The organism is Pseudomonas sp. SB113 (genome assembly GCF_040754745.1).
Taxonomy (GTDB): domain Bacteria; phylum Pseudomonadota; class Gammaproteobacteria; order Pseudomonadales; family Pseudomonadaceae; genus Aquipseudomonas; species Aquipseudomonas grimontii.
Genome location: NZ_JBFMHW010000012.1, coordinates 110,934 through 131,596 on the forward strand (window position 1 = coordinate 110,934; position 20,663 = coordinate 131,596).

General features: G+C 59.0%; 17 protein-coding genes, 4 tRNA genes and 2 pseudogenes. 19 read left to right on the forward strand and 4 right to left on the reverse strand.

The annotated features are described in order from the left end of the window. The first annotated feature begins 110 nt into the window (after nucleotides 1-110). From murJ to ispH, 6 genes are all read left to right on the forward strand, one after another. Nucleotides 111-1,649: a murein biosynthesis integral membrane protein MurJ gene (gene murJ / locus AB1462_RS17455; protein WP_367247469.1), complete on the forward strand. Its 1,539-nt coding sequence runs from the start codon at nucleotides 111-113 to the stop codon at nucleotides 1,647-1,649. Between the two features lie 119 nt (nucleotides 1,650-1,768). Beyond that, a complete protein-coding gene (ribF, locus tag AB1462_RS17460; RefSeq protein ID WP_167361135.1) occupies nucleotides 1,769-2,707 on the forward strand; it encodes a bifunctional riboflavin kinase/FAD synthetase in 939 nt (312 codons plus the stop codon). A 14-nt stretch (nucleotides 2,708-2,721) separates the two neighbouring features. After that, nucleotides 2,722-5,553 carry an isoleucine--tRNA ligase gene (gene ileS, locus AB1462_RS17465; protein ID WP_367247471.1) on the forward strand — a complete coding sequence of 944 codons (2,832 nt, stop codon included), beginning with the start codon at nucleotides 2,722-2,724 and terminating at the stop codon, nucleotides 5,551-5,553. Beyond that, on the forward strand, nucleotides 5,546-6,058 hold the full coding sequence (lspA, locus tag AB1462_RS17470; protein ID WP_027606854.1) for a signal peptidase II: 513 nt from the start codon (nucleotides 5,546-5,548) through the stop codon (nucleotides 6,056-6,058). The genes ileS and lspA overlap by 8 nt, the downstream gene beginning before the upstream one ends. A 7-nt stretch (nucleotides 6,059-6,065) precedes the next feature. Then, the gene (gene fkpB, locus AB1462_RS17475) at nucleotides 6,066-6,503 is read left to right on the forward strand and encodes an FKBP-type peptidyl-prolyl cis-trans isomerase (protein WP_186731498.1); all 438 of its coding nucleotides are present in this window, start codon (nucleotides 6,066-6,068) and stop codon (nucleotides 6,501-6,503) included. Between the two features lie 126 nt (nucleotides 6,504-6,629). Next, entirely contained in the window at nucleotides 6,630-7,577 is a 948-nt protein-coding gene (gene ispH, locus AB1462_RS17480) for a 4-hydroxy-3-methylbut-2-enyl diphosphate reductase (RefSeq protein ID WP_090409581.1), read from the forward strand. On the opposite strand, the gene AB1462_RS17485 is transcribed toward ispH, so the two are convergent. Continuing rightward, nucleotides 7,531-8,112 (reverse strand): GspH/FimT family pseudopilin, encoded by a 582-nt coding sequence (locus AB1462_RS17485; protein ID WP_315337490.1) that lies wholly within the window; start codon nucleotides 8,110-8,112, stop codon nucleotides 7,531-7,533. The two genes, ispH and AB1462_RS17485, sit on opposite strands and share 47 nt — an antisense overlap. Nucleotides 8,113-8,316: 204 nt before the next feature. Between AB1462_RS17485 and pilV the strand changes: the two genes are divergently transcribed. The 5 genes from pilV (at nucleotide 8,317) to thiO (ending at nucleotide 11,629) form a co-directional block, all read left to right on the forward strand. After that, on the forward strand, nucleotides 8,317-8,802 hold the full coding sequence (gene pilV, locus AB1462_RS17490) for a type IV pilus modification protein PilV (RefSeq protein WP_259192556.1): 486 nt from the start codon (nucleotides 8,317-8,319) through the stop codon (nucleotides 8,800-8,802). Further along, the gene (locus AB1462_RS17495; protein WP_367247473.1) at nucleotides 8,799-9,506 is read left to right on the forward strand and encodes a prepilin-type N-terminal cleavage/methylation domain-containing protein; all 708 of its coding nucleotides are present in this window, start codon (nucleotides 8,799-8,801) and stop codon (nucleotides 9,504-9,506) included. Before pilV ends, AB1462_RS17495 begins: the two co-directional genes overlap by 4 nt. Nucleotides 9,507-9,513: 7 nt before the next feature. After that, complete coding sequence (locus AB1462_RS17500; RefSeq protein ID WP_259192555.1) at nucleotides 9,514-10,044, forward strand: PilX N-terminal domain-containing pilus assembly protein; 531 nt, start codon at nucleotides 9,514-9,516, stop codon at nucleotides 10,042-10,044. A gap of 11 nt (nucleotides 10,045-10,055) precedes the next feature. After that, nucleotides 10,056-10,457 (forward strand): type IV pilin protein, encoded by a 402-nt coding sequence (locus AB1462_RS17505; RefSeq protein WP_090409572.1) that lies wholly within the window; start codon nucleotides 10,056-10,058, stop codon nucleotides 10,455-10,457. 62 nt (nucleotides 10,458-10,519) lie between these two features. Continuing rightward, the gene (gene thiO / locus AB1462_RS17510) at nucleotides 10,520-11,629 is read left to right on the forward strand and encodes a glycine oxidase ThiO (RefSeq protein ID WP_090409570.1); all 1,110 of its coding nucleotides are present in this window, start codon (nucleotides 10,520-10,522) and stop codon (nucleotides 11,627-11,629) included. Here the strand turns inward: thiO and AB1462_RS17515 are convergent. Continuing rightward, nucleotides 11,616-11,849 carry a PP0621 family protein gene (locus AB1462_RS17515; protein WP_090409568.1) on the reverse strand — a complete coding sequence of 78 codons (234 nt, stop codon included), beginning with the start codon at nucleotides 11,847-11,849 and terminating at the stop codon, nucleotides 11,616-11,618. The genes thiO and AB1462_RS17515 overlap by 14 nt on opposite strands. A gap of 126 nt (nucleotides 11,850-11,975) precedes the next feature. Further along, nucleotides 11,976-13,001: an outer membrane protein assembly factor BamD gene (locus AB1462_RS17520; protein WP_090409566.1), complete on the reverse strand. Its 1,026-nt coding sequence runs from the start codon at nucleotides 12,999-13,001 to the stop codon at nucleotides 11,976-11,978. A gap of 149 nt (nucleotides 13,002-13,150) precedes the next feature. On the opposite strand from AB1462_RS17520, the gene rluD reads away from it, so the two are divergent. The 7 genes from rluD to AB1462_RS17555 all read left to right on the forward strand — a co-directional run bounded on the left by rluD (nucleotide 13,151) and on the right by AB1462_RS17555 (nucleotide 18,358). Next, a complete protein-coding gene (rluD, locus tag AB1462_RS17525; RefSeq protein ID WP_090409564.1) occupies nucleotides 13,151-14,113 on the forward strand; it encodes a 23S rRNA pseudouridine(1911/1915/1917) synthase RluD in 963 nt (320 codons plus the stop codon). After that, a complete protein-coding gene (pgeF, locus tag AB1462_RS17530; RefSeq protein WP_259192548.1) occupies nucleotides 14,110-14,835 on the forward strand; it encodes a peptidoglycan editing factor PgeF in 726 nt (241 codons plus the stop codon). The genes rluD and pgeF overlap by 4 nt, the downstream gene beginning before the upstream one ends. A gap of 146 nt (nucleotides 14,836-14,981) precedes the next feature. Beyond that, on the forward strand, nucleotides 14,982-17,546 hold the full coding sequence (gene clpB, locus AB1462_RS17535; RefSeq protein WP_259192547.1) for an ATP-dependent chaperone ClpB: 2,565 nt from the start codon (nucleotides 14,982-14,984) through the stop codon (nucleotides 17,544-17,546). Nucleotides 17,547-17,850: 304 nt separating this feature from the next. Further along, nucleotides 17,851-17,926, forward strand: a tRNA-Asn gene (locus tag AB1462_RS17540). 9 nt (nucleotides 17,927-17,935) lie between these two features. Beyond that, nucleotides 17,936-18,012: transfer RNA gene (locus AB1462_RS17545), tRNA-Pro, on the forward strand. 5 nt (nucleotides 18,013-18,017) lie between these two features. Further along, nucleotides 18,018-18,093, forward strand: a tRNA-Lys gene (locus AB1462_RS17550). Between the two features lie 188 nt (nucleotides 18,094-18,281). Next, nucleotides 18,282-18,358: transfer RNA gene (locus AB1462_RS17555), tRNA-Pro, on the forward strand. Nucleotides 18,359-18,527: 169 nt separating this feature from the next. Here AB1462_RS17555 and xerC read toward each other — a convergent pair. Then, nucleotides 18,528-19,847: pseudogene (gene xerC / locus AB1462_RS17560) on the reverse strand (tyrosine recombinase XerC). 97 nt (nucleotides 19,848-19,944) lie between these two features. On the opposite strand from xerC, the pseudogene AB1462_RS17565 reads away from it, so the two are divergent. Continuing rightward, nucleotides 19,945-20,568 (forward strand): annotated as a pseudogene (locus AB1462_RS17565) (DUF4113 domain-containing protein); the annotation flags it as partial. Nucleotides 20,569-20,663 lie beyond the last annotated feature (95 nt).

The window sequence follows — 20,663 nt, forward strand, 5'->3', positions numbered from 1 at the left end:
CTTGACCTGTAAACTCGCGAGCTTTGGCGCTGTGCTGTTGCAGGCGCGCAGTATCGCATAAGTGGGCGCTTAGTTCGCCTGCTCTTTATCTATAGGCGCAAACTCTTTCAATGAATCTGCTCAAATCGTTGGCTGCCGTCAGCTCTATCACGATGATCTCCCGGGTTTTGGGGTTTGTGCGTGACACCCTGCTGGCGCGTATTTTTGGCGCGAGCATGGCCACGGATGCGTTCTTTATTGCGTTTAAACTGCCGAACCTGCTGCGGCGGATCTTTGCCGAGGGCGCATTTTCCCAGGCGTTCGTGCCAATTCTGGCCGAGTACAAGACCCAGCAGGGGGAGGAGGCGACCCGTACTTTCATCGCCTACGTCTCGGGCCTGCTCACCCTGGTGTTGATGCTGGTGACCATCGTCGGCATGTTCGCCGCGCCTTGGGTGATATGGGCCACGGCGCCGGGTTTTGCCAATACCCCGGAAAAATTCGCGCTGACCACTGATCTGTTGCGGGTGACCTTTCCTTATATATTTCTGATCTCGCTGTCATCCCTGGCGGGTGCGATCCTCAACACCTGGAACCGTTTCTCGGTACCGGCGTTCGTGCCGACGCTGCTTAACGTCAGCATGATTATCTTTGCGCTGTTCCTGACCCCTTACTTCGATCCGCCGGTCATGGCCCTTGGCTGGGCCGTACTGGCCGGTGGCCTGGCGCAGTTGCTCTACCAACTGCCGCACCTGAAAAAGATCGGCATGCTCGTATTGCCGCGCCTGAACCTCAAGGACACCGGCGTCTGGCGCGTGATGCGCAATATGCTGCCGGCGATCCTTGGCGTATCGGTGAGCCAGATTTCCCTGATCATCAACACCGCGTTCGCCTCGCTGCTGGTATCCGGCTCGGTGTCATGGATGTATTACGCGGACCGCCTCATGGAGTTACCGTCCGGTGTGCTGGGCGTGGCCCTCGGCACCATTTTGCTGCCGACGCTGGCGCGCACCTATGCCAGCAAGGATCGCCAGGAATACTCGCGCATCCTCGATTGGGGGCTGCGCCTGTGCTTCGTCCTGGTATTGCCGTGCGCACTGGCCTTGGGGATCCTGGCCGAGCCGCTGACAGTGTCGCTGTTCCAATACGGGCAATTCGATGCACATGATGCGTTGATGACCCAGCATGCGCTGGTGGCTTATTCCGTCGGCCTGCTCGGCATTATCGTGATCAAGGTGCTGGCGCCTGGTTTTTATGCCCAGCAAAACATCCGCACGCCGGTAAAGATCGCGATCTTCACCCTGATCGTCACGCAACTGCTCAACCTGGTGTTTATCGGCCCGCTGGCCCACGCCGGCCTGGCCCTGGCCATCAGTGCTGGTGCGTGCATTAATGCCGGCCTGCTGTTTTATCAGTTGCGCAAACAACAGATGTTCCAGCCTCAGCCTGGCTGGGGCATGTTCGCCCTCAAGTTGCTGGTGGCCGTTGCAATGATGTCGGCGGTACTGCTCGGCCTGATGCATTTCATGCCTGCCTGGGATGAAGGTCATATGCTGGAGCGCTTCATGCGCCTGGGCGCTCTGGTTGTGGCCGGTGTGGTGGTGTACTTCGGGATGTTGCTGCTACAAGGCTTCCGCCTGCGGGATTTCAATCGCAAGTCATTGAGTTAGAGAGTTTGCCGCGATAAAACGGTTGTTTTATCGATTCGATCCATTTGCCCTGCGCTGTTGCCTGTCGTCCGGGGCCGGGTGTGGTTATAATCGACCACTTTATGAGCAAGAAGCGCGTTATGCAGCTGGTTCGAGGTCTCCACAACCTGCGCCCTGAACATCGGGGCTGCGTCGCCACTATTGGCAACTTTGACGGTGTTCACCGTGGCCACCAGGCTATCCTGGCCCGGCTGCGCGAGCGTGCGGTCGAGTTGGACGTACCTAGCTGCGTGGTGATTTTTGAGCCACAGCCGCGGGAATATTTCACCCCGGAAACGGCGCCGGCACGTCTGGCCCGCTTGCGGGACAAACTGCAACTGCTGGCTGAAGAAGGTGTGGACCGAGTCCTCTGCCTGGCTTTCAACCAGCGTTTGCAGAGTCTCAGTGCCGCCGAGTTCGTTGATCGTATCCTCGTCGATGGTCTCGGCGTACAGCACCTGGAGGTCGGCGACGACTTCCGTTTCGGGTGCGACCGCGTAGGCGATTTCGATTTCCTGCAACAGGCTGGTATCCAGCAGGGGTTTACCGTCGAAGCCGCACAAACCGTCGAACTCGATGGCCTGCGCGTGAGCAGCACCCAGGTGCGTAACGCCCTGGCCGCTGCCGACTTCGCCTTGGCCGAGCGCTTGCTCGGTCGCCCGTTCCGCATTGCCGGGCGGGTATTGCATGGCCAGAAGCTGGCGCGCCAACTGGGCACGCCAACCGCCAACGTGCAACTCAAGCGCCGTCGTGTACCGCTGACCGGGGTTTACCTGGTGAGTGTCGACATTGACGGCCAGCCGTGGTCGGGAGTCGCCAATATAGGCGTCAGACCCACGGTTGCAGGTGATGGCAAGGCCCACCTGGAAGTTCACCTTTTGGATTTTGCCGGTGATCTGTATGACCGGCGTTTGACGGTGGTTTTCCACCAGAAGCTGCGTGAAGAGCAGCGTTTCGCCTCGCTTGAGGCGTTGAAAACGGCGATCAATGCGGATGTCGCCGCCGCCCGTGCACTAGCCGCACCTAGCGCCCATCGCTAACCGAAGAGCCTTAAATGACCGACTATAAAGCCACGCTAAACCTTCCGGACACCGCCTTCCCAATGAAGGCCGGCCTGCCACAGCGCGAACCGCAGATCCTGCAGCGCTGGGACAGTATTGGCCTGTACGGAAAGTTGCGCGAAATTGGCAAGGATCGTCCGAAATTCGTCCTGCACGACGGCCCTCCTTATGCCAACGGCACGATTCACATCGGTCATGCGCTGAACAAGATTCTCAAGGACATGATCCTGCGCTCGAAAACCCTTTCGGGCTTCGATGCGCCTTATGTCCCGGGCTGGGACTGTCACGGCCTGCCGATCGAACACAAGGTCGAAGTGACCTACGGCAAGAACCTGGGCGCCGATAAAACCCGCGAACTGTGCCGTGCCTACGCTGCCGAGCAGATCGAAGGGCAGAAGTCCGAGTTCATCCGCCTGGGTGTGCTGGGCGAGTGGGACAACCCCTACAAAACCATGAACTTCAAGAACGAGGCCGGTGAAATCCGTGCCTTGGCCGAAATCGTCAAGGGCGGTTTCGTGTTCAAGGGCCTCAAGCCCGTGAACTGGTGCTTCGATTGCGGCTCGGCCCTGGCTGAAGCGGAAGTCGAATACGAAGACAAGAAGTCTTCCACCATCGACGTAGCCTTCCCGATTGCCGACGACGCCAAGCTGGCCCAGGCGTTCGGCCTGGCAAGCCTGAGCAAACCGGCTGCCATCGTGATCTGGACCACCACCCCGTGGACTATCCCCGCCAACCAGGCGCTGAACGTGCACCCGGAATTCACCTACGCCCTGGTGGACGTCGGTGATCGCCTGCTGGTGCTCGCCGAGGAAATGGTCGAAGCGTGCCTCGCTCGCTACGAACTGCAAGGTTCGGTGATCGCCACCACCACCGGTTCCGCGCTGGAGCTGATCAACTTCCGTCATCCGTTCTATGAGCGTCTGTCGCCGGTGTACCTGGCTGACTACGTTGAATTGGGTTCGGGTACTGGCGTGGTTCACTGCTCGCCCGCCTATGGCGTGGACGACTTTGTGATCTGCAAGAAGTACGGCCTGGTCAACGATGACATCATCAACCCGGTGCAAAGCAATGGCGTTTATGTGCCTTCGTTGGAGTTCTTCGGCGGCCAGTTCATCTTCAAGGCCGACCAGCCGATCATCGACAAGCTGCGTGAAGTCGGTGCGCTGATGCAAACCGACACCATCAAGCACAGCTACATGCACTGCTGGCGCCACAAGACTCCGCTGATCTACCGTGCCACGGCGCAGTGGTTCATCGGCATGGACAAAGCGCCAACCAGCGGCGACACCCTGCGTGTGCGCTCGCTCAAGGCCATCGAAGACACCAAGTTCGTCCCGGCCTGGGGCCAGGCGCGCCTGCACTCGATGATCGCCAACCGTCCGGACTGGTGCATCTCCCGTCAACGCAACTGGGGTGTGCCGATCCCGTTCTTCCTTAACAAGGAAAGCGGCGAGCTGCACCCACGCACCGTCGAGCTGATGGAAGTGGTGGCCCAGCGTGTTGAACAGGAAGGCATCGAAGCCTGGTTCAAGCTGGACGCCGCCGAGCTGCTGGGCGACGAAGCACCGCTGTACGACAAGATCAGCGACACCCTCGACGTGTGGTTCGACTCGGGCACCACCCATTGGCACGTACTGCGCGGCTCGCACCCAATGGGACACGAGACCGGCCCACGTGCCGACCTGTACCTGGAAGGCTCCGACCAACACCGTGGCTGGTTCCATTCCTCGTTGCTGACCGGTTGCGCCATCGACGACCACGCCCCGTACCGCGAGCTGCTGACCCACGGCTTCACCGTCGATGAGACGGGCCGCAAGATGTCCAAGTCGCTGAAGAACGTGATCGAGCCGAAAAAGATCAACGACACGCTGGGCGCCGACATCATGCGCCTGTGGGTGGCCTCGACCGACTACTCGGGCGAGATCGCTGTGTCGGACCAGATCCTGGCCCGTAGCGCCGATGCCTACCGCCGTATCCGTAATACCGCGCGCTTCCTGCTGTCGAACCTGACTGGTTTCAACCCGGCCACCGATATCCTGCCGGCCGAGGACATGCTCGCCCTGGACCGTTGGGCCGTGGACCGTACCCTGTTGCTGCAGCGCGAGTTGCAAGAGCACTACGGCGAATACCGCTTCTGGAACGTGTACTCGAAGATCCACAACTTCTGCGTGCAGGAACTGGGTGGTTTCTACCTCGACATCATCAAGGACCGCCAGTACACCACCGGCGCGAACAGCAAGGCCCGCCGTTCGGCGCAGACCGCGCTGTACCATATCTCCGAAGCGCTGGTGCGCTGGATCGCCCCGATCCTGGCCTTCACCGCCGACGAACTGTGGGAATACCTGCCGGGCGAGCGTAACGAGTCCGTCATGCTTAACACCTGGTACGAAGGCTTGACCGAACTGCCGGCCGACTTCGAACTGGGCCGCGAGTACTGGGAAGGCGTCATGGCCGTCAAGGTTGCGGTGAACAAGGAGCTGGAAGTTCAGCGTGCGGCCAAGGCCGTCGGTGGCAACCTCCAGGCCGAAGTCACCCTGTTTGCGGAGGAAGGCCTGACTGCCGACCTGACCAAGCTGAGCAACGAGCTGCGCTTCGTGTTGATCACGTCCACTGCGAGCCTGGCACCGTTTGCCCAGGCACCGGTGGACGCCGTGGCCACCGAAGTACCGGGCCTCAAGCTCAAAGTGGTCAAGTCGGCCTTCCCTAAGTGCGCCCGCTGCTGGCACTGCCGTGAAGACGTCGGGGTGAACCCTGAGCATCCGGAAATCTGCGGTCGTTGCGTCGACAACATCTCCGGTGAAGGCGAGGTTCGCCACTATGCCTAATGCCGCCAGTCGTTTCGGACGTCTGGGCTGGCTCGTACTGAGCGTGCTGGTCCTGGTCATCGACCAGGTCAGCAAGGCTCACTTCGAGGGCTCCCTGGAAATGTTCCAGCAAATCGTGGTGATCCCGGATTATTTCAGCTGGACCCTGGCCTATAACACCGGCGCCGCTTTCAGCTTCCTGGCTGACGGTGGTGGCTGGCAGCGCTGGCTGTTCGCCCTGATCGCCGTGGTGGTCAGTGCGGTGCTCGTGGTCTGGCTCAAGCGCCTGGGCCGCGATGACACCTGGCTGGCCATCGCCTTGGCCTTGGTGCTGGGCGGCGCGCTGGGCAACCTGTACGACCGCATTGCCCTGGGCCATGTGATCGACTTCATCCTGGTGCATTGGCAGAACCGCCATTACTTCCCGGCGTTCAATTTTGCCGACAGCGCCATCACCGTCGGCGCAATCATGCTGGCGCTGGACATGTTCAAAAGTAAGAAAACCGGAGAGACCGTCAATGACTGATCAGGTATTGGCTGAGCAACGCATCGGCCAGAACACGGAAGTCACCTTGCATTTCGCACTGCGCCTGGAGAATGGCGACACGGTCGACAGCACGTTCGACAAAGCCCCGGCGACCTTCAAGGTCGGCGACGGCAACCTGCTGCCGGGTTTCGAAGCGGCCCTGTTCGGTTTCAAGGCCGGCGACAAGCGCAACCTGCAGATCCTGCCGGAAAACGCTTTCGGCCAGCCCAACCCGCAAAACGTGCAGATCATCCCGCGTTCGCAGTTCCAGGACATGGACCTGTCGGAAGGCTTGCTGGTGATTTTCAACGATGCGGCGAATACCGAGCTGCCCGGTGTGGTCAAAACCTTCGATGACGCGCAAGTGACCATCGACTTCAATCACCCGTTGGCCGGTAAAACCTTGACGTTCGACGTTGAAATCATCGACGTTAAAGCACTTTGATCAACGCCCCGATCTAAAATGTGGGAGCGGGCTAGTGTGGGAGGGGGCAAGCCCCTCCCACCTTCGATCTCTATTGTCAGTTCAGAAGCATCAACTCTGACCCAAGCGCCAGACACGAGGCACAGCATGCAAATCAAACTCGCCAACCCCCGTGGCTTCTGCGCCGGCGTGGACCGGGCGATCGAAATCGTCAACCGCGCCCTGGAAGTCTTCGGGCCGCCGATTTATGTGCGCCATGAAGTCGTCCACAACAAGTTCGTGGTCGAAGACCTGCGTGCACGTGGCGCCATCTTTGTCGAAGAGCTGGAGCAGGTGCCGGACGACGTTATCGTTATCTTCAGCGCCCACGGTGTTTCCCAGGCCGTGCGGACCGAAGCGGCTGGGCGCGGCCTGAAAGTATTCGACGCCACCTGTCCGCTGGTTACCAAGGTACATATCGAAGTCGCGCGCTACAGCCGTGACGGTCGTGAATGCATCCTGATCGGCCATGCCGGGCACCCGGAAGTCGAAGGCACCATGGGCCAATACGACGGCAGCAATGGTGGCGCCATCTACCTTGTGGAAGACGAAAAAGACGTCGCCAGCTTGCATGTGCACAACCCTGAGCGTTTGGCGTTCGTGACCCAGACCACCTTGTCCATGGACGACACCAGCCGCGTCATCGACGCGCTGCGCAGCCGCTTCCCTGCCATCGGCGGGCCACGCAAGGACGACATCTGCTATGCCACCCAAAACCGCCAGGATGCAGTCAAGCAACTGGCCGATGAATGCGATGTAGTGCTGGTGGTCGGCAGCCCTAACAGCTCCAACTCCAACCGTTTGCGCGAGTTGGCCGAACGCATGGCTACACCGGCGTACCTGATCGACGGTGCTGAAGATATGCAGCGCAGCTGGTTCGATGGCGTCGAGCGTATTGGCATCACGGCGGGCGCTTCGGCCCCGGAAGTCCTGGTGCGCGGCGTCATCCAGCAGTTGCATGCGTGGGGGGCTACGGGCGCCGATGAGTTGGCCGGTCGTGAAGAGAACATCACTTTCTCCATGCCCAAGGAGCTGCGGGTTCGCTCGCTGCTCTGAATGCCAGGGTGCCGGAGTAACTCCGGCACAACGCCTGTTCGGTTCTATCGCTGCGCAGGCTGATGCGTCCACTGGGCGCCAGCACCACCTGGTGCAGGCTCTGTACCGAGTCCGTGGCGCATATGTGTACAGTGCCAGCACGAAAACCTCCCCCAGCAAATACCGGCTCTCCCAGCCCGCTGAAGCGTACCTGGCTTTTGACCGGTCCATTTCCGACTATCGCTACGCGACCGCTGCCCTGGCGCTCCAGTAACACCGGGTTGTCGTCGTCCAGATGGCCGCGCCCGCTTACATCCAATACGACCCGCCAACCCTGGCTCCAGTCATCGTCCAGTGCGTGGATGACCACCGCTCGGTTACGCGTGATGGCTTCAGTGCGTGCGAAGCGAAGCCCGTTCGTCAGTGATTGCGCCGCGCTTTGTTGCTGCTGTGACTCCAGCAGTCCCATGAAGTTGGGTGTGGCCAGGTGCGCCAGGATGCCGCTCACGATCAGCCCGAGCAGCAGTTCGATCAGGGTGAAACCTCGTTGTTCCATAGGCCGTCCCTCCGTGGACGTGCGTAGATAGCAGGTTGAGACATAGGTATAGCGTCCGGCTCGGAGTGTCGAATGATGGCCTTTATGTCCAAAGTATTTCCCTTTGTTCCGTGACCAGCGCCGGATAAAAACCGCCGCTAGTCTTGGGTCGCCCCGCAGGGTTTTCCTGCTTTTTTTCGGCCTTCGACACGGATGACGCCGGTAATGCTTGTTTGCCTGAAAACCTGTTTCCCCCCGACTTTTCCTCGGTACCAAATCGGCATGACGTTGATCGAAGTGCTGGTGGCGGTGCTGATTCTCGCCGTCGGCCTGTTAGGCGCGGTGACGCTCCAACTCAACGCCCTCAAGTACACCGACAGTTCGAGGATGACCAGCCAGGCCAGTTTCATCGCCTACGATATGCTCGACCGAATTCGCGCCAATTCCGGTGCCGACTACTCATTGCTCCGTGGCGCTCGGGCGCCGGTCGGTACCACGACCACCAGCGTACGTGACCAGGACCTGCATGATTTCGAGGCCAATATTCGCGGTTTTGCCGGGGAGAGCGCCAAAGGCTCGGTGGCGGTCAGTGCAGATGAAGTAACTGTCAGTATCAGTTGGGATGACAGCCGGGGTGCAAACATGCCTGGCGCGCGGGAAACCTTCACCCTGACCAGTCGCATCGACAATGAACCTGGGGTGACGCAATGAAGCATCGGGGTAGAGGTTTCAGCCTGGTGGAATTGTTGCTGGCCCTGGCCGTTGGTTTGGTGCTGGTGCTTGGTGGGAGTCAGGTGCTGATCAGCTCCCGCACGACCCACGCCAGCCAGCAGGCGGCCATGTTGCTGCAGGATGATGCGCGGTTTGTGCTGGGCAAGATGATTCAGGACATTCGCCAGGCGGGTATGTTTGGCTGCTTGGCCACGGCCTTTATCGAGAACGCCCCGCCCGCCTTTGAAAGACCTGTCAGTTGGAATGCCGGGGGCAGTTCAAAGTCGCTGACGCTGGTCACTACCGATGTCGGCGTAGGGGGTGGCAAGCCTGATTGGACAGTGCTCTCCGACTGCACTTCTACCGCTCAAGCCTATGCAGGTAACTCACCTTCGCCTGCTCCTGGGCAGATTCGTTTTGCGATTCGGCAACTGACCTACACCTTCGAGGCGGGCCAGTTGAAGGTCAGCACGCTTGCCGCGCCGGCCAGGACTGTGTTGGTGGATAACGTACGTGCTTTCGATGTCAGTTTCGGCGTGGCTGCCAGGCCGGCATCAGCACAGGTTGTGCGCTATGACGCCATCCCAACCGATGCATCCTTGATCCGCAGCGTACGCATCCGCATGACGCTGCAAGACCCGACGGGACGTGTAAAAGATCAAACCTACAGCGTCGTGGCGGCGTTGCGAAACCGTGTGGGGTAGGGCGGACATGGTGCTTGCTCAGGGTGTTTTTCTGCGGCAGAGGGGGATGGTCCTGCTGATAAGCCTGGTGTTTTTGCTGCTGTTGTCGTTGATCGGCCTGTCTTCGATACAGGGGGCTGTAAGCCAGCAAAAGATCGCCGCTAGCCTGTGGCATCGCAACCAGTCGCTGCAAACCGCAGAAAGTGGTTTGAGGCTGGGAGAGCAAGGTGTGAGGCGAAAGGGGGCTGCTCTGCCGCAATGCCATTCGATCGTCGCCTGTGGGCCACCGGATGAGGCGTCTTCGGTGGTGGGCGCCGGTACCAATCCGGTGTCATCGGTTAACTGGGTTGCCATCAAGGGTGGGCTCTACGGTATCCAATCCCTGGGTCCTGGCGTAGGGCTGCCGCATGTGCCACCGCAAAGCCTGGCAACGTTGTACCGGGTGACAGCGGTCGGGCTCAGTGGCCAATCGCGCACAGTTTTGGAGAGCGTGTATGTGCGGGTAGAGGAGGAAAGTGGCTCGCGTTTTCGGCGGGTTTCGTGGCGGCAACTTCAATAAGGAGCAATGGAATGGGCATGGACAGCCAGGGTTTTACCCTGATCGAGCTATTGATCGCCGTGGCGATTATCGCGTTTCTGGCCGGAATCGCTTACCCCGGGTACACCGGCCATGTGAAAAAGGTCTATCGCGCGGAAATTGTCGCGCTGTTGACTGAGCAAGCTCAGCACCTGGAGCGGTTTTATATGAGGAACGGCACTTTTATTGACGCCAGCGGCGTCAGTACGGGCAATGATCGCTATAGAATCACCGCAGCGTTGAACCCTCAGGATTTCTACCTGGTCGCTACGCCGGGTGCTGATTCGACGATGGCCGGTGACCCTTGCGGTGACTTCAGCTTGGGCAGCAGCGGTGCGCGTGGCAATCCGGGGGCGGCCCCCGAAATGTCGCGCCAGGCATGCTGGGGTCAATGATGAGGGTGCTGGATGATTGGGCGCCCGGTGCGCTTGTTCCTATTTATCGACTGGATCAAATGATGGCTAAGCAACAGCAAGTGGTGATTGTCGGTGGCGGAGTCATCGGCTTGTTGACGGCGTTCAACCTGGCGACCCAGGGGCAGGCTGTGATCCTGTTGGAGCGCGCCGGTGTCGGGCAGGAGTCGTCATGGGCGGGCGGAGGCATTGTTTCGCCACTGTATCCGTGGCGCTATAGCCCGGCGGTCACAGCGTTGGCCCATTGGTCCCAGGATTTTTATCCGCAATTGGCTGAGCGGCTGTTTGCCGCCACCGGTGTCGACCCGGAGGTTCATACCACGGGCTTGTACTGGCTGGACCTGGACGACGAAACCGAGGCGCTGGAGTGGGCCGCTCGTGAAGGCCGGCCTCTGAGCAAAGTGGATGTGTCTGCCGCCCATGATGCGGTTCCTGTCTTGGGGCGTGGGTATTCCCAGGCGATCTATATGGCCAACGTGGCCAACGTGCGCAACCCGCGCCTGGTCAAATCCCTGAAGGCCGCGCTATTGGCTCTGCCTGCCGTGACCGTTCACGAACAGTGCGAAGTGACCGGTTTTATCCTGGATGGCGGCAATGTAGTGGGCGTGGATACGGCCGAGGGGCCGATTCTGGGGGATCAGGTGGTGCTCGCAGCGGGGGCGTGGAGCGGCGAGTTGCTCGGTACGTTGGGCCTGGCGCTGCCGGTGGAGCCGGTCAAGGGGCAGATGATTTTGTACAAATGCGCCTCGGACTTTCTGTCGAGCATGGTCCTGGCCAAAGGGCGTTATGCGATCCCCCGGCGCGACGGCCACATCCTCATCGGCAGCACCCTGGAACATGAGGGGTTCGACAAGACGCCCACCGAAACTGCGCTGGAAAGCCTCAAGGCCTCGGCTGTGGAATTGATTCCCGCCCTGGCCGACGCTGAAGTGGTGGGGCATTGGGCCGGTCTGCGGCCCGGTTCGCCGGAAGGCATTCCCTACATCGGCCGGGTACCCGGCCTCAACGGGCTGTGGCTCAACTGCGGGCATTACCGCAACGGGCTGGTCCTGGCCCCGGCATCGTGTCAGTTATTTGCCGATTTGCTACTGGAGCGTGCGCCGATTATCGACCCGGCACCCTATGCGCCCGAAGGTCGGATCAACGCTGGATAGACTTCGGTCCTTGCTCCAGATGCGCCTGGGTGCAATACCACTCCTCGCGCGAACTTAAGGCGCGATCCTGTGGCAAGTGCACGCCGCAGTGTGCACAACGCACCATCAATGCCGCACCGGGCTCGCTGGTGCGTTGTTGCCTGGCGGTCGGGCTTTTGAATTTGCGCCAGAACCATACCGCGGCAGCAATAACGGCAATCCAGAACAGAAGACGAAGCATGATGGGCGGTTTCTCGATAAGTAATGCGCCAGTTTAGCCAAGGACGTGGCAGGCGCACAGCGCAATAATGCCTACCCATAAAAAAGGAGCCCCGAGGGGCTCCTTTTTTGCGTTGCGTCGGCAGACTCAGTCGAACACGCCGAAGGTCATATAGCTGAACCACGAGCGGTCCTGGTTGTTGCCCAGGGCCTGTGGCTCTTCCTCTTCGATCACGTCGCCGTTCTCGTCGTGCGGCTTGAGGTCCGAAGGAATGGCTTCCTTGGCATCCTGGAATTGCTTCATCACGTCCTGGTTGGCGCGGGTTTCGCCCGGCGGCAACGGTGGGCGCGACTCGATCAGGCCCAGGGTGTACTTGCTCAGCCACGAACGGTTGTCCGCTTCGGCAACCTGAGGCACGAACTGGCCGTCTTTGAGGCTCGGGTGATCAGGGTAGTTGAGCTTCAGGGTTTCCAGGCTGGTGGTGGCCAGCTCGTCCAGGTGCAGACGCTGGTAAGCCTCGGTCATCACCGCCAGGCCGTCACCCACCGAAGGGGTTTCCTGGAAGTTTTCTACGACATAACGACCACGGTTGGCGGCCGCTACATACGCCTGACGCGTCAGGTAGTAGTGGGCCACGTGGATTTCGTAGGAAGCCAGCAGGTTGCGCAGGTAGATCATGCGCTGCTTGGCGTCCGGCGCGTAACGGCTGTTTGGGTAGCGGCTGGTCAGCTGGGCGAACTCGTTGTAGGAGTCGCGGGCAGCGCCCGGGTCACGCTTGGTCATGTCCAGCGGCAGGAAGCGCGCCAGCAGGCCAACATCCTGGTCGAACGAGGTCAGGCCCTTCAAATAGTAGGCATAGTCGACGTTCGGGTGTTGCGGGTGCAGGCGGATGAAACGCTCGGCGGCGGACTTGGCAGCTTCCGGTTCGGCGTTCTTGTAGTTGGCATAGATCAGCTCAAGCTGGGCCTGGTCGGCGTAGCGCCCGAACGGATAGCGCGACTCCAGTGCCTTCAGCTTCGCTGTGGCGCTGGTGTAGCTATTATTGTCCAAGTCTTTCTGTGCCAGTTGGTACAGCTCGACTTCGCTCAGGTTTTCGTCGACGACTTCCTTTGTTGACGAGCAAGCAGCAGTCATGGCGAGGATGGCGATCAGCAGCAGGTGTTTCACTTGCATGGCGGCTTGCGTCCCTATGACGGCCGCTGTCTTGGGCGGGGCCGTCCTGTTATGATGAGCGCCCCGTTGAAAGCCTCGGGGCAAAAGACGCCGTATTTAACCACAAGCGCGCAGCCGAAACCAAAGGCTGTGCCACGCCTAGTCTGAGCATGTCCGATAAAATTGAACTTCGCGCAGAGGTGCCGTCCGAATTGGGCGGCCAACGCCTCGATCAAGTCGCCGCACAATTATTCGCTGAGCACTCGCGCTCGCGCCTTTCCGCCTGGATCAAAGACGGCCGCCTGACTGTGGATGGAGCGGTTATCCGCCCGCGAGACACAGTCCATGGCGGTGCGATTCTTGAGCTGACTGCCGAGCAGGAAGCCCAGGGAGAATGGGTCGCACAGGACATCGAGCTGGACATCGTCTATGAAGACGACGACATCCTGGTCATCAACAAACCCGCAGGCCTGGTGGTTCACCCGGCGGCCGGGCACGCTGATGGCACCTTGCTCAATGCCCTGTTGCACCACATCCCCGACATTATCAACGTACCGCGTTGCGGCATCGTGCACCGTCTGGACAAGGACACCACCGGCTTGATGGTGGTGGCCAAGACCATTCAGGCGCAGACGCAACTGGTTACGCAATTGCAGAGCCGCAGCGTCAGCCGTATCTACGAATGCATCGTGATCGGCGTGGTCGTGGCGGGTGGCAAGATCAACGCCCCGATCGGTCGCCACGGCCAGCAGCGCCAGCGTATGGCGGTGATGGAAGGCGGTAAGCAGGCGGTGAGCCACTACCGTGTGCTCGAGCGTTTCCGTTCCCACACCCATGTGCGGGTCAAGCTGGAAACCGGTCGTACCCACCAGATTCGTGTGCATATGGCCCACATCAACTTCCCGTTGGTGGGCGATCCTGCCTACGGTGGCCGTTTCCGCATTCCTCCAGCGGCGAGCCAGACCATGGTCGAGTCGCTCAAGACGTTCCCGCGCCAGGCGTTGCATGCACGTTTCCTGGAACTGGACCATCCGACGAGCGGTAAGCGCATGAGCTGGGAATCGCCGCTTCCAGACGATTTTGTCTGGCTGCTGTCGCTGCTCAAGCAGGATCGCGAGGCGTTTGTCGGATGAATGACTGGCTGATTCCTGACTGGCCCGCGCCTGTCGGGGTGAAAGCCTGTGTGACTACCCGTACGGGCGGTGTCAGTCTGGCGCCGTTCGACAGTCTCAACTTGGGCGATCACGTCGAGGACAGCCTTGAGGCCGTCCTTGAGAATCGCCGTCGTCTTACCGAAGCCTTCGATATTCAGCCGGCCTGGTTGAGCCAGGTCCATGGTGTGGCCGTGGTCGAGGCCGACCCTGGCCGCGTGGCTGAAGCCGATGGCAGCTGGACCAGCACCCCCGGCATTGCCTGCACCGCGATGACCGCCGATTGCTTGCCCGCATTGTTCTGCAATCGTGTCGGCACGCGGGTCGCCGCAGCCCATGCCGGTTGGCGTGGGCTGGCGGCTGGTGTGTTGGAAGCCGCTTTTGAACGCCTGGATGCCGAGCCTGCCGACGTACTGGTCTGGCTGGGCCCGGCGATCGGCCCGCAAGCCTTCGAAGTCGGCCCGGAAGTGCGTGAAGCCTTCATGCAGCAACTGCCGACAACTGCCGAAGCCTTTGTGCCAAGCCGCAATCCCGGCAAGTTCATGGCCGACATCTATCAGTTGGCACGCCTGCGCCTTGCAGCGCGCGGCATCACCGCTGTTTATGGTGGTGGCTTCTGTACCGTGACCGACCCACGCTTCTTTTCGTACCGGCGCAGCCCTCGCACCGGACGTTTTGCCTCCCTTATCTGGCTTGAGCGCTAGACTCTGCTGATCTGGGTCAATGCTGATCCATATCAACCGCCGCTTGCTTGAATCTTCCAGAATCCACCCCATCTATAAGGGCATCTGGCAGGTTTCTTCATTCAGGATGTTTTATAGCTCCGGCCTGCTCAAAAGGAAGGTGACTAATGCGTATTGATCGTTTAACCAGCAAATTGCAGTTGGCCTTATCGGACTCCCAATCCTTGGCGGTGGGTCTTGATCACCCGGCCATTGAGCCTGCGCACTTGATGCAGGCGCTCCTGGAACAGCAAGGTGGTTCTATCAAGCCCTTGCTGATGCAGGTGGGCTTTGATGTCAGCAGCCTGCGCAAGGAGTTGAGCAAAGAGCTCGACCAACTGCCGAAAATCCAAAACCCAACCGGCGACGTGAATATGTCGCAGGACTTGGCGCGCCTGCTCAACCAGGCCGATCGCCTGGCCCAGCAAAAGGGTGACCAGTTCATCTCCAGCGAACTGGTGCTGCTCGCGGCCATGGACGAGAACAGCAAGCTTGGCAAGTTGCTGCTCGGCCAGGGCGTGAGCAAGAAAGCCCTGGAAAACGCCATCAACAACCTGCGTGGCGGTGACGCGGTTAACGACCCTAATCACGAGGAGTCGCGCCAGGCCCTGGACAAGTACACCGTCGACCTGACCAAGCGCGCCGAAGAAGGCAAGCTTGACCCGGTGATCGGTCGTGATGATGAAATTCGTCGCACCATCCAGGTCCTGCAGCGTCGCACCAAGAACAATCCGGTGTTGATCGGTGAACCTGGCGTGGGTAAAACCGCGATTGCCGAAGGCTTGGCCCAGCGCATCATCAATGGTGAAGTGCCGGACGGTCTTAAAGGCAAGCGCCTGCTGTCCCTGGATATGGGGTCGTTGATCGCCGGTGCGAAGTTCCGCGGTGAGTTCGAAGAGCGCCTGAAATCCCTGCTTAATGAACTGTCGAAGCAGGAAGGGCAGATCATTCTGTTTATCGACGAATTGCACACCATGGTCGGCGCCGGTAAAGGCGAGGGCTCCATGGACGCTGGCAACATGCTCAAGCCAGCCTTGGCGCGGGGCGAGTTGCATTGCGTGGGTGCTACCACGCTTAACGAATATCGCCAGTACATTGAGAAGGACGCGGCCCTTGAGCGTCGTTTCCAGAAAGTCCTGGTGGAAGAGCCGAGCGAAGAGGACACCATCGCGATCCTGCGGGGCCTGAAAGAGCGTTACGAGGTCCACCATAAAGTGGCGATCACCGACGGTGCGATCATTGCGGCGGCCAAATTGAGCCATCGCTACATCACCGACCGTCAATTGCCGGACAAGGCCATCGACTTGATCGACGAAGCGGCCAGCCGCATTCGCATGGAGATCGACTCCAAGCCGGAAGTGCTCGACCGCCTGGACCGTCGCCTGATTCAACTGAAAGTCGAATCCCAGGCCCTTAAGAAAGAAGAGGACGACGCCGCCAAGAAACGCCTGGAAAAACTTCAGGAAGAAATCGTCCGTCTGGAGCGTGAGTATTCGGACCTCGAAGAAATCTGGACCTCGGAAAAGGCCGAAGTACAGGGCTCTGCGCAGATCCAGCAAAAGATCGAGCAGTCGCGCCAGGAGCTGGAAGCCGCACGTCGTAAAGGCGACCTGAACCGTATGGCCGAGTTGCAGTACGGGGTGATCCCGGACCTGGAACGCAGCCTGCAAATGGTCGACCAGCACGGTAAGGCTGAAAATCAGCTGTTGCGCAGCAAGGTGACCGAGGAAGAAATCGCCGAAGTCGTCTCCAAATGGACCGGTATCCCGGTGTCGAAAATGCTCGAAGGCGAGCGTGACAAGCTGCTGAAGATGGAGCACCTGTTGCATCAGCGCGTGATCGGCCAGGAAGAGGCGGTCGTGGCGGTGTCCAACGCGGTACGGCGTTCCCGGGCCGGTTTGTCTGACCCGAACCGTCCGAGCGGCTCGTTCATGTTCCTCGGCCCGACCGGCGTGGGTAAGACCGAGCTGTGCAAGGCATTGGCCGAGTTCCTCTTTGATACTGAAGAGGCCATGGTGCGGATCGATATGTCCGAGTTCATGGAGAAGCACTCGGTGGCTCGCCTGATAGGTGCTCCACCAGGCTATGTGGGCTACGAGGAGGGCGGCTACCTGACCGAAGCCGTGCGGCGTAAGCCTTACTCGGTGATCCTGCTGGATGAGGTCGAGAAGGCTCACCCGGACGTGTTCAACATCTTGCTGCAAGTGCTGGAAGATGGGCGGCTCACGGACAGCCACGGGCGTACGGTGGACTTCCGCAACACGGTGATAGTGATGACCTCCAACCTGGGCTCGGCGCAGATCCAGGAGCTGGTAGGTGATCGTGAGGCTCAGCGTGCTGCTGTAATGGATGCGCTGACCACGCACTTCCGCCCGGAATTCATCAACCGGGTCGACGAAGTGGTGATCTTCGAGCCATTGGCGCGGGATCAGATCGCGGGTATCACCGAGATCCAGCTGGGCCGTCTGCGCGGTCGCCTGGCGGAACGCGAGTTGTCGCTGGAACTGAGTCGCGAGGCGTTGGACAAGCTGATCGCGGTCGGCTACGACCCGGTGTATGGCGCACGGCCTTTAAAACGTGCGATCCAGCGCTGGATCGAGAACCCGCTGGCGCAGTTGATCCTGTCGGGCAGTTTTATGCCGGGCACCAGCGTCGAGGCGACTGTGGAAAACGACGAAATCGTCTTCCACTGAGCCCGGATTGCACTGCAATAAGAGAAGGCCCTGCATCGCAGGGCCTTTTTTTTCGATAGGGCGTTGAACTGTAAGGCAAAGGCTTGTAAAGTGCGCCCCGCAGCATCGTCAGCCCACGGGTTTCTTCTCCCCAAGAAGAAATCAGAAAGAAGCGCAAATCATTGTCTTAAAAGCAATTTAAAGGGTTGACAGGGGTTTTTAAGATTGTAGAATAGCGCGCCTCAGAGACGCTAACGTAGCGATACGGACAGGGTCGAAGAGAAGGTTGCATCGCAGTAAAAGTTGTACATTTGAAATATGTAGTTCCGTGATAGCTCAGTCGGTAGAGCAAATGACTGTTAATCATTGGGTCCCAGGTTCGAGTCCTGGTCACGGAGCCAATTTCAAACCGGGGTATAGCGCAGTCCGGTAGCGCGCCTGCTTTGGGAGCAGGATGTCGGGAGTTCGAATCCCCCTACCCCGACCATATTTGGGTCGTTAGCTCAGTTGGTAGAGCAGTTGGCTTTTAACCAATTGGTCGTAGGTTCGAATCCCACACGACCCACCATTTTTGAGACCAGTTAGCGCTGGAATCAAATCTTAGGATCAGAGGTTGAAGCTCTGATCAAGGCGGTTTTACGGTTTTGAAAAGTGTTACAGCACTTAGATATCGCCGTAGACATGCAGCCGTCTGAGGCGAACAGTAGTTTCGGTTCGTCATGATGTCAATGTGCACCGGTTTCCCGCTGCACATTCCGGGGTATAGCGCAGTCCGGTAGCGCGCCTGCTTTGGGAGCAGGATGTCGGGAGTTCGAATCCCCCTACCCCGACCATATTTAATGAAAAAAGGCGCCTTTATGGCGCCTTTTTTTATGCCTTGCGCAAGGGTGTACCGTTCGTCGGAAATGATCCGGTTGTCGAAATGATGCTTTATTCGGGGCAAGCGAAAGCCTCTGGCCAACCAGAATTCCCCATAGACAGTGGGCTTCAATTATGAGCGTGCTAGGGCGATGCTCGAGAAAATGATGAGCTACGCATTGAATGCTCAGTTGAGGTGCGTTTCCTGAATGTACCGACACCAAGCCCGCTCGCCATTAGCGTCAATAATAGGCTTTGCTCTACTTGATCTACTGGTGGGTCCATAGAGCATGTCATTGACTCGCGATGCAGTTGCGCAGATGCGAGCTCGAGAGCTCTCTGTAGCGTACTTCGGCCAGTCGACTTGGTAGGCCGATCAATGCTGACCTCTGTGCTGCTTGATTGTTTTGGAGGTGGCAGCTTCTTGGGCTCTGGTTGAGCGATTTCCTGTGGATGCACGCCTATCTTGGCGGGTAAGGCGATAGGAGGTGTGCAACTTGGATCAACCCGTCTTACCCGGCTTAGAGCGCCCTGAGCCAAGCTTCGCTCATGCAGAACGGCACGCATATGGTCGTAGTCCGCCTCAATGTAATTCATCGTTGTGGCGAGATTCGAATGATTCAGCAGGCTTTTCGTGAGATGGATGTTTCGCTCCGGCTGCTTCATCAAGTCTGTTGCTAATGTGTGCCTGAAGCGGTGAGGGGTCATGCGCACGCCGATCTTATCGGTGAGCTTGCCGTACATTGACTCCACCTGGCCGATGTTCATTTCCTTGCCATGGTAGTGGCGGGAGAATCTGTTGACGTTGAACAACTGATCATCTGGTGAAAGTCCGATTTTATCGGCCTCCCCCAGTATCCTGGATAAGTGCGGAGCTAGCCCTTCCATAATGGGTAGGAAAAACTCCCGATGGGTTTTCTCTGTTTCACCGCGGACCAAGATCATCTGGTTGCCCCAGTCGATATCTTTGTAGCGAAGGCACAGCAGGGCATTCAGACGTATGCCTGTGTAATAAAACATCTCGAAGACGCTGAGCTAGAACCAGGCAGGTGTTATCTGGCTACGTTCATGAGTACAACGTTCTTGGCCTACAAGGGATTTGAGCCAGTTGCGTGCTCGTTGGATGGCGTCTCCATTGATTGTCTTGCTGGCTCGCTTTGGTGGGATAACGCTGGTTTTCTTGAATGGGTTGATCTTTGTATGGGTCACCAGGCCGTGTTCTATGGCGTAACCCCAAACAGTGCGAAGGTGATTTGAATAGGTGTTCCAGCTACGTTTGGATAATCCATTCTCAAGGACTTTTTTTCGCCATGTCAGAACCGCACGATGATCGATCTCCTCAACTGAGGCAGTTTGGAAATGCTTGAGCAATGCTTTGGTCGAGGCACGATAGATTTTTGCACTGGCAGGTCGTAGATCATGGGCAAAGATGTATTCCTCCGTCAGATTCGAGGGCGTCGTCATTGTGGCGGCTCCGTTACTTCTGACTTCAAAGACAGGCTGATGTTGTCGAAGGGAACCTTAGAGAAGATTGTTTGCGGGTCCGCTCTTGCTTGGCCGCAAATTTAGCGTCGTCCTGGAGAAAACCGTGCGCGAGCTTGCCGGCACCTCGTGCCTAGCCCTGGAAGAGGCGGCACCGGCCAAGCAGGAGATCTGCTGCAGCAGAATGTTCGGTACGCGCCTGGAGACGATTGAGCCGATCCAAGAGGCGGTGGCCACCTACGCGCAGCGGGCTTCGGAGAAGTTACGGGCTCAGCATTCACTGTGCAAAAAGATCCGCGTGAGCATCCGTACCGGCATGTTTAACCCCGGTGAGGCCCGCTACGCTAACGGCGTGGTCGTGGAGCTAACCTACCCTACCAATGACGTGCGTTTGATCACCAAGGTCGCGACACGGGCGGTGGAACGCCTGTTCCGCCCAGGGTTCCGATACAGCAAGGCTGAGATTTTGTTGATGGATCTTCGTCAATCAGGTGAATTCACTGACGATCTGTTCGCGCACACGCAACCAGCTGCAGCGGACAAGGTGATGAACGTTCTCGATGAAATCAACAGCCGGTGGGGCCGTGGAACGTTGCGCGCGGCAGCGGTGCCAGCGGCGCCGGCCTGGGCGATGCGTCGTGAGTTGATGAGCCCGAACTACACCACCAGACTTGATCAGCTCTGGACGGTAAATGCCAATTGAGGCGTCAAAATTGAGGGAGTTTCAGAATGTGCAGTCATTACGAAGCACCGGCGCCGGACACTATCGCCACTAATGCTGGAATTCGGTAGGTGATT